Source organism: Streptomyces sp. NRRL B-24085, assembly GCF_001282115.1.
GTDB lineage: Bacteria > Actinomycetota > Actinomycetes > Streptomycetales > Streptomycetaceae > Streptomyces.
The window spans coordinates 1-8,700 of sequence record NZ_LJBR01000073.1 but is presented as its reverse complement, the minus strand read 5'-3'; the positions used below and the strand labels follow the sequence as shown (position 1 = coordinate 8,700).

7 protein-coding genes are annotated in these 8,700 nt (G+C 71.3%); 4 read left to right on the top strand and 3 right to left on the bottom strand.

The genetic code is table 11. The annotated features are described in order from the left end of the window. From AOJ26_RS11215 to AOJ26_RS11205, 3 genes are all read left to right on the top strand, one after another. Positions 1-800 (top strand): metallophosphoesterase (locus AOJ26_RS11215; RefSeq protein ID WP_199828845.1); only part of this gene is annotated, 800 nt, incomplete at its 5' end. 189 nt (positions 801-989) lie between these two features. Continuing rightward, on the top strand, positions 990-2,546 hold the full coding sequence (locus AOJ26_RS11210) for an ABC transporter substrate-binding protein (protein ID WP_053848087.1): 1,557 nt from the start codon (positions 990-992) through the stop codon (positions 2,544-2,546). 122 nt (positions 2,547-2,668) lie between these two features. Then, the gene (locus AOJ26_RS11205; RefSeq protein ID WP_053848086.1) at positions 2,669-3,067 is read left to right on the top strand and encodes an ATP-binding protein; all 399 of its coding nucleotides are present in this window, start codon (positions 2,669-2,671) and stop codon (positions 3,065-3,067) included. 16 nt (positions 3,068-3,083) lie between these two features. On the opposite strand, the gene AOJ26_RS11200 is transcribed toward AOJ26_RS11205, so the two are convergent. Both AOJ26_RS11200 and AOJ26_RS11195 read right to left on the bottom strand, forming a co-directional pair. Continuing rightward, complete coding sequence (locus tag AOJ26_RS11200; protein ID WP_053848085.1) at positions 3,084-4,538, bottom strand: sensor histidine kinase; 1,455 nt, start codon at positions 4,536-4,538, stop codon at positions 3,084-3,086. Then, positions 4,535-5,236 (bottom strand): response regulator transcription factor, encoded by a 702-nt coding sequence (locus AOJ26_RS11195; RefSeq protein ID WP_053848084.1) that lies wholly within the window; start codon positions 5,234-5,236, stop codon positions 4,535-4,537. Before AOJ26_RS11195 ends, AOJ26_RS11200 begins: the two co-directional genes overlap by 4 nt. A 164-nt stretch (positions 5,237-5,400) precedes the next feature. Between AOJ26_RS11195 and AOJ26_RS11190 the strand changes: the two genes are divergently transcribed. After that, positions 5,401-7,812 (top strand): MMPL family transporter, encoded by a 2,412-nt coding sequence (locus tag AOJ26_RS11190; RefSeq protein WP_053848083.1) that lies wholly within the window; start codon positions 5,401-5,403, stop codon positions 7,810-7,812. Positions 7,813-7,817: 5 nt separating this feature from the next. Here AOJ26_RS11190 and AOJ26_RS11185 read toward each other — a convergent pair whose 3' ends face one another. Continuing rightward, entirely contained in the window at positions 7,818-8,555 is a 738-nt protein-coding gene (locus tag AOJ26_RS11185) for a TetR family transcriptional regulator (RefSeq protein WP_053848082.1), read from the bottom strand. Between the last annotated feature and the right edge of the window lie 145 nt (positions 8,556-8,700).

Genomic DNA, 8,700 nt, shown 5'->3' with positions numbered 1-8,700 from the left:
CCGCGCAGCACGCCGTAGGTGCCCTGGCCGCCGTGGGGACCGTCGGCCAGGGCACCTACGGCGTGCTGCGCGGCCCCGGGGTCAAGCGGGTCACCGTGCCGCTGGCGAAGCTCCCGCGCGCGGCGCACGGCTACCGGATCGCGGTGGTCAGCGACATCCACCTGAGCCCGGTGCTCGGCCGCGGTTTCGCCCAGAAGGTCGTCGACACCATCAACTCCACCCGGCCCGACCTGATCGCGGTCGTCGGCGACCTGGTCGACGGCAGCGTCGAGGACCTCGGTCCCGCGGCCGCCCCCCTGGCCCGGCTGGAGGCCCGGCACGGCTCGTTCTTCGTCACCGGCAACCACGAGTACTTCTCCGGCGCCGGGCAGTGGGTCGAGGAGGTACGGCGGCTCGGTCTGCGTCCGCTGGAGAACGACCGTACGGAACTGCCCTGGTTCGACCTCGCCGGTGTCAACGACATCGCGGGCGAGAGCGAGGGCCAGGGCCCCGACTTCGCCAAGGCCCTCGGCGACCGGGACACGGCACGCGCGTGCGTGCTCCTCGCGCACCAGCCCGTCCAGATCCACGACGCCGTCGACCACGGCGTCGACCTCCAGCTCTCCGGCCACACCCACGGCGGCCAGCTCTGGCCCGGCAACCTCCTCGCCGAGGCCGCGAACCCGACGGTCGCCGGCCTGGAGCGCTACGGCGACACCCAGCTGTACGTGAGCCGCGGAGCCGGCGCCTGGGGCCCGCCCACGCGCGTCGGAGCCCCCTCGGACATCACGGTGATCGAACTGGCGTCGAAGCAGGCCTGATCGCGGCGCGGACGCTCTCCGGGTGCTGTGAGAACGCTGTGAAACATGGCCGAAACTGCTCGCGGTAACGTCTTGCCCAACTCGACAAATCCCTCTTCCCCCAGGCGAAACACCTGTGATTAGGTGATCCGCGCCACTAGGGGGTGGCACGTGCATGGGGACCCGAAGGGGTCAGGGGAGGGCAAACCGATGCGTTCGGTTCGCATGCGGATTCTGGCGACGCTGCTCGTTCTGGGGGCTGTGGGGGTAGGCGGCTGGCAGTTGCTGCCGTCCGACGGGGAGACGGGCAGGACGATCAAGGTGGGGACGACCGACGAGGTCACCGCACTCGATCCGGCCGGTGCCTACGACGCCGGTTCATGGGCGCTGTTCAACAACGTCTTCCAGTCGCTGCTCGCCTTCGAGCCGGGCAGTGCCACACCGGTGCCCGACGCCGCCGAGAGCTGCGCCTTCGTGGGCAGTGACCTGCGCACCTACCGCTGCGAACTGCGCGAGGGGATCAAGTTCCCGAGCGGCCGCGAGATGACCGCCGAGGACGTCAAGTACTCCTTCGACCGCGTCAAGAAGATCAACTCGGACGTCGGTCCGGCCGCCCTGCTGGACACCCTGGAGTCGGTCGGCGCCGACGGCCGGACGGTCACCTTCCGGCTGTCCTCGCCCGACGCCACCTTCCCGTTCAAGGTGGCCACCGGGGCCGGCGCCATCGTCGACAGCACCAAGTACCCCGCCGACTCCCTGCGCACCGACAGCGGCGTGGACGGCACCGGGCCGTACGAGCTGACGGCGTACACCAAGGGGAAGAGGGCGCTCCTCGCGCCCAACGGCGACTACAAGGGCGAGATCAAGAGCACCGGCCGCCCCGTCGAACTCGACTACTACGGCGACTCGGACAAGCTGAACGACGCCTGGAAGTCCCAGCGGATCGACGTCGCCTACCGCCAGCTGCCGCCGAACGTCCTCGCCGGACTCAACCCGAGCGACCCCCGTCAGCGCGTCTCGGAGGCCGACAGCTCCGAGGTCCGCAACCTCTACCTCAACACCCGCGCGGGCAAGCCGCTGCACGACGTCGAGGTGCGTCAGGCCATGGCCTGGCTGATCAACCGTGAGCAACTGGCCGCCTCCGTCTACGAGGGCACCGTGGACCCGCTCTACTCCCTGATTCCGACCGGCATCACCGGACACACCACGTCGTTCTTCGACGCCTACCCGGAGCCGAGCGTCAAGAAGGCACGGGCCCTGCTCACGGCGGCCGGTGTGAGCACCCCGGTCCGATTCACCTACGGATACGGCCTGAACAGCGGTTCGGCCGCCGCGGAGGCCAAGGAGCTCAAGCGGCAGCTCGAGGCGAGCGGCCTGTTCGAGGTGACGCTCAAGGGCTACGAGTGGACCGACTTCCAGAAGCGCTGGGCGACCGGGAAGCTCGACGCCTACGCGGTCGGCTGGGTGGCCGACTACCCCGACCCCGACACCTACGGCGCCCCCCTGGTCGGCACCGACGGCACCATGAACACCGGCTACAGCAGCCACGAGGTCGACCGTCTGATTCAGGACAGCCAGCGCTTCGCCGACCGCGGCGAGGCTGAGCAGGACTTCCGCGACGTCCAGTCGTCGGTCGCCCGCGACGTCCCGGTCATCCCGCTCTGGCAGGCCAAGGAATACGTCGTGACCAGCGAGGACGTCGGCGGTGGCCAGTACCTCTCGGACGGCACCGGGGTCTTCCGGCTCTGGAGCCTCGACTGGATCTGATCCCGGCACCGTCGCGCCGTACCTGACGCGTTTCCGTGGACCCCACGTTTGCCCGAGTGACGCCGGGCAGCCACTCCACGCAGCACCATGTGACGGAGGTGTGTGCGGGGTGAGGAGCAGACGTGCTGAGACGCAACTCCTTCCGGCTGCCCCGGCATCCGGCCTCCGTCGGTCTCGCCCGGCGCCGGGTCCGGGACCATCTGGCCGACTGGGGGCACGGACCGGATGATCCGGCACTCGCCGACGCGGTGCTGCTGGTGTCGGAGCTGGCCACCAACGTGGTGCGCCACGGGCCGCTCCTGGAGCGGGAGTTCGAGGTCGCGGTGACCGCCCTCGCGGACGGCTCCTGCCTCATAGAGGTGTCCGACGAGGGCCGGCTGGAGCCCCGGCTGCGGGTGGTCGGCCGGTTCGAGGAGACCGGCCGCGGTCTGCACCTGGTGGAGAACGTCGCCGCCGCGTGGGGGGTGTGGAGCCGGGGCCGGCACGGCAAGACCGTGTGGGCCCTCGTGACGGCCGGCTGAGCGGACGCACGCCGGGTCACTGCCCCGCGCACGCCCGCACCGGCAGCGTGACCGTCACCGCCAGCCCCTCGCCCGGGGCCGTGCGCACCGCCACCTCACCGCCGTGCGCCCGGACCACGCCCTGCACGATCGCCAGACCGAGGCCGCTGCCCGCGCCGCCGCCGACCCGGAAGAACCGGTCGAAGACGCGGGCCGCGTCGTCCGCGGACAGCCCCGGACCCTCGTCGGCGACACACAGCCGTACGACCCCGTCCTCGCGCTCGACCTCCAGCCGCACCGGCACGTCGGCAGGCGTATGCGTGCGCACGTTGCCCACCAGGTTGCCCAGGACCTGTCTGAGCCCCGACTCGTCGGCCCGCACCAGCAGGGAGCCCTCGGCGGCGACCTCGACGGGCCGGTCCGGCTGCTGCACCCGCAGGTCCTCGGCCGCGTCCCGCACCAGCCGGCTCAGGTCGACGTTCCTGAAGCGCAGTTCGGGCTGCTGGTCGAGGCGGGCGAGGGTGAGCAGTTCGTCGACGAGGCGCCCCATCCGGTCGGTCTCCGCGAGGACCCGCGCCCAGGCACGCTTTCGCTCGTCCGGGTCGGAGAGCATGCCCTTGTCGTAGAGCTGGAGGTAGCCGCGTATCGCGGACAGCGGGGTGCGCAGCTCGTGCGAGGCGTCGGCGACGAAGCTGCGCAGCTGGGCCGCGCTGCGCTCGCGCGTGCGGTACGCCGACTCGACCTGGTGGAGCATGGAGTTGAGGGCGACCCGGAGCTGCTCGACCTCCAGGGTGGTCCCGCAGCTAGAGGGGATGCGCCGGGTCAGATCGCCCTCGGCGATGGCCGAGGAGGTCTCCACCATGTCCTCCAGCGGCCGCATCCGGCGCCGGACACTGAACATCGTCAGACAGGCCAGCAGGGCGAGCAGCAGGCTGCCGATCGCGAGGTCGAGCTTGACGGCCTTGGCGACGCCCCGGTGCAGGACGTCGGTGGGGGCGGCGAGCAGCGCGTACGTGCCGTCGCCCAGCCGGGCGGCGGTGGCGCGGTAGGTGGAGCCGTCCAGGGTGACGTCGTGCGGCTCGGAGTCGGCGGCGAGCGCGCGCGGGTCGCCCGCCGCCTTCGCCAGGTCCCGCTGGGACTCGCTCGGGTCGAAGCCGAGGATCCCGATCGGCTCGCCCCGGCCGTCGACGGCCGCGAAGACGGTTCCCGCCGAGCGCTCCTCGTCCGCGTGCGTGGGGATGAGCCGGTCGCGGACGAAGCTCAGCATGCTCAGCGAGTCGATCTCCCGCAGCGTGAGCTGCGAACCGCCCAAGGAGTCCCGGGTCTTGATGAGCTGACTGTCGATCTGGTCGAGCAGGTAGTAGCGCATGCCCATCACGCTCACGGCGGTCGCCGCGACGATGCCGATCGCGAGCAGCGCCACATTGGCCAGGGTCAGCTTGCCGCGCAGCGAGCGGATGCCCTGTCGGCGACGAGGCGGACGCAGCCTCATGCGAGCCCGTATCCGACGCCCCGCCTGGTGGTGATCACCGGCGGTCCCAGGGTGTCCAGCTTGCGCCGCAGATAGCTGATGTACGTCTCGACGACGGTCGACTCGGGCGGGGTGTGCTCGTACTGCCAGACGTGGCGCAGGAGTTGCTCCTTGGGGACGATCCGGCCGCCGTTGCGCACCAGGAAGCGCAGGAGCGCGTACTCGGTGGGGGTGAGCTGGACCGTGCGGCCGTCGCGGTGCACCGAGTACGTCGTCTCGTCCAGCTCCAGGTCGCCGTAGCGCAGCGGGGGCCGCTGCGGCAGGACGTCGGCCGGGCGGGTGCGGCGCAGGACGGCGGAGATCCTGGCGACGACCTCGTCGATGTTGAACGGCTTGGTGATGTAGTCGTCACCGAAGCCGAGGGCGCCGACGATCTCGGCGGGGGAGTCCCGCGCGGTGAGGAAGACCACGGCCAGGTCCGGCCGCCGCTCGCGCAGCTCACGGCCGAGGGCGCGGCCGTCGCCGTCGGGCAGCATGACGTCCAGCAGGGCCGCGTCCGGGCGGGTGCGGTCGGTCAGCGCGAGCGCCTCGCGGACGGAGCCGGCGACCATCACCTCGAACCGGTGGTAGCGCAGGGCGATGGCGAGGACGTCGGCGATGCTCTCCTCGTCCTCCACCACCAGCACGGTGCCCGGACTTCTCGTCTCTCCCCCAGTCATGCCCCCAGTATCGGCCGGGGCACTGACAGCCGGGCCGGTTCGCCCTTTGGAGTTCCTTGTGAGTCATGGGTCTCTCATGTCCACGCGCGCGTGTGCCGCCAATCCTGTTGCGAGGACCTGGGGGACCGACCGAAGACCGACAGGGAGTGTGGAGCGTGGCGGTATTGGCACGCTGGTGCTATCGGCACCGGCTGGTGGTCCTGTTGCTGTGGGTGGGGGCGTTGTTCGGGCTGGGCTTCTCGGCCTCGACGGCGGGCACGAACTACGCGAACGTGTTCTCCCTCCCCGACACGGACTCCAAGAGCGCGTACGACCTGATGGAGAAGGCATTCCCGAGCACCTCCGGGGACACCGACACGGTGGTCTGGAAGGTCGACGAGGGCTCGGTGCGGGACCAGGCGGTGCAGGACCGGATCAGGCCCGCGCTGGACGACATGGCGAAGATGCCGGGTGTCGGGGCGGTGACCAGTCCCTACGACGCCCGTGGAGCCGCGCAGATCAGCCGGGACGGCACGATCGCGTACGCCCAGGTGACCTTCGTCAAACGGGCGAACGAGGTGCCGAAGGAACTCGTCCAGGACGTCGTCGACACCGCGCAGAAGGCCGAGCGGACCGGCCTCCAGGTGGACCTGGGCGGCCAGGCGATCCAGCGTGTGCAGGAGCCGCCGCAGGGACTGTCGGAGGCGGTCGGCATCATCGCGGCGGCGGTCGTGCTGTTCCTGGCGTTCGGCTCGTTCTTCGCCATGACGCTGCCGATCGCGATCGCCGTCTTCGGCGTGGGCACGGGCCTGTTCGCCACCCAGCTGCTCAGCCACACCACCGACGTCCCCGACATCGCCCCCCTGCTGGCCTCCCTGATCGGCCTCGGCGTCGGCATCGACTACGCGCTGTTCATCGTCACCCGGCACCGCAAGGGCATCCAGCGGGGCCTGGACCCCGAGGAGGCGGCGGTCACCGCCCTCAACACCTCGGGCCGGGCGGTGCTGTTCGCGGGCGGTACGGTCTGCATCGCGCTCGCCGGCATGCTGGTGACGCGACTGCGCTTCCTGGACGGCGTCGTGATCGGCACCTCGCTGACCGTGGTGCTGAGCGTCCTGGCCGCAACAACCCTTCTGCCGGCCCTGCTGGGCCTCCTCGGCCCGCGGGTGCTCAGCCGCCGCCAGCGGCGCAGGCTGGCCGCTGAGGGACCCGAGCCCGAGGGCGCCTCGGGTCTCGCCGCCCGCTGGTCGACGGTCGTCGAGAAGCGCCCGCGCAGGACCGCCGCGCTCGCCCTGGTCTTCATGGCCGTGCTGGCCGTTCCGGTGCTGTCACTGCGCCTCGGCGCCACCGACCAGGGCAACGACGACGCCTCGACGACCACCAGGCAGGCGTACGACCTGCTCGCCGAGGGCTTCGGACCGGGCTTCAACGGACCGCTCCAGGTGGTCACCGAGGGCGGCGAGACGAGCGCCCTGGTCAAGGGCCTCGAGGACACGCCCGGCGTCGCGCGGGTCGCCGCGCTGCCGCCCGCCCGGGGGGTCACCGTCATCCAGGTCGTGCCGACGACCTCACCGCAGTCCGTGGAGACGGACCGGCTCATCGACCGGCTGCGGGACGACGTCATCCCCTCGGCCGGGGCGAAGGCGCACGTCGGAGGGGTGACGGCCGTTTCGAAGGACTTCTCGGCCGTCACCGGCGACCGTCTGCCGCTGTTCATCGCGACGATCATCGGACTCGGCTTCCTGCTCCTGCTGGTCGCCTTCCGGTCGCTGGTGGTGCCGCTGACGGCCGCCCTGATGAACCTGATCGCCGCCGCGGCGTCCTTCGGCGTCCTGGTCGCGATCTTCCAGTGGGGCTGGGGACTGGAGCTGCTCGGTCTCGGCAAGGAGGGCCCGATCAACGCCTTCCTGCCGGTCATCATGCTGTCCCTGCTGTTCGGGCTCTCGATGGACTACCAGGTCTTCCTGGTGAGCCGCATGCACGAGGAATGGGTGCACACACGCGACAACGCGCGCGCGGTGCGCGTCGGCCTCGCCGAGACCAGCCGGGTCATCAACTCCGCCGCCCTGATCATGGTCTGCGTGTTCATGGCGTTCGTCCTCAGCGGCGACTCGGGCGCCGCCATGGCGGGCGTGGGACTCGCCGCAGCGGTCGCCCTGGACGCCTTCATCCTGCGCACGGCCCTGGTGCCGGCCGCGATGCACCTGCTCGGCAACTCCAACTGGTGGCTGCCCAAGGGGCTGGAGAAGCGGCTGCCGCACCTGGCGGTGGAGCCGAAGGAGGAGGCGGCGCCCTCGCCGGCGGCCCGCGCGGACAGCGGCCCCGCCTCGGCCGTCCACGGCTTCGTCCGCACCGCGGAGGGCGAGCCCGTGGGGGGCGCGGCCGTCACGCTGCTGTCGGCCGGGGGACGCCAACTGGACCGGGTGGAGTCGCTGGCCGACGGCTCGTACATCGTCTCGGTCCCGGCGCCGGGGACGTACCTGCTGGCGACGACGGCCCCGGCGTACGGCTCGCGCGCGCGGCACGTCGTCGTGGGGGAGGGGCCGCTGGTGTACGACGTCGAACTGGTCGAGGGCGAGGTCGACGCCGTCAACTGACGTGACTAGGGTTTCCTGCCGGGGGCCGGCATCACCTTGGTCATCCCCGGCAGGAAGTCCGTGAACAGTTCGTGCACCTCCCGCACGAGCGGCCTGAGCACGCGGAAGCGCGCCAGCGACACGCCCCTCGCGGTGATCCGGGCGCCGCGCTCCGCGAGCCGGTAACTGCGCTCCCGGCCCTCCGTGCGGTCGAAGATCCAGTACAGGACGAGCCCCATCTGGGACAGCCACATCAACTCCGGGAGGATGTCCCGCAGTTCCTCGGGCACCTTCGTCCTGGTCGCCCCCCGCAGCACCTCCCGGTGGACGGCGATCGCCTCCACGCGCGCGTGCTCCGACTCGGGTGAGAAGGGGCTGAGCGGGCTGTCGGGATCGGCGGCGTTCTTGAAGAACTGCACCGCGAACTCGTGGTACGGCTGCGCGATGTCCAGCCAGACCTTCAGGACGCCCGCGAGACGGGCCTCCAGGTCGCTCTCCCGGGCCAGGACGTCCCGGACCGCCACCTGGTGCTCGGCGGCGATCCGGTCGTAGAAGCCCTGGATCAGGTGCTCCTTGCCGGCGAAGTAGTAGTACGCGTTGCCGACGGAGACGCCGGCCTCCTGGGCGATGGCCCGCATGGTGGTCTTGTCGTACCCCCGCTCCTGGAACAGCCGCATGGCGGTCTCCAGGATCAGCGCGCGAGTCTGTTCGGACTTGGTGGACGGCGCGGAGCCCTCTTCGGGGCCTTCGTTCTTGGCGGGCACGACAAGAGAGCCTAGCCAGTGGCGCGGGCGCCGCCGTCACACCCCGGCGGAGTGCGGGTCCAGCCGAGACCCGGGTCGTACGACCACCCGTCCGTCCGCCGGTACACCTGCCCGCCCCACCCCGCGCCACCGGGTCGGGTCCCGC

What these genes read in the sequence shown, in the direction of transcription:
- AOJ26_RS11195 (WP_053848084.1), bottom strand. Translation starts at nt 5,236, where the DNA reads ATGACTGGGGGAGAGACGAGAAGTCCGGGCACCGTGCTGGTGGTGGAG.
- AOJ26_RS11210 (WP_053848087.1), top strand. Translation starts at nt 990, where the DNA reads ATGCGTTCGGTTCGCATGCGGATTCTGGCGACGCTGCTCGTTCTGGGG.
- AOJ26_RS11200 (WP_053848085.1), bottom strand. Translation starts at nt 4,538, where the DNA reads ATGAGGCTGCGTCCGCCTCGTCGCCGACAGGGCATCCGCTCGCTGCGC.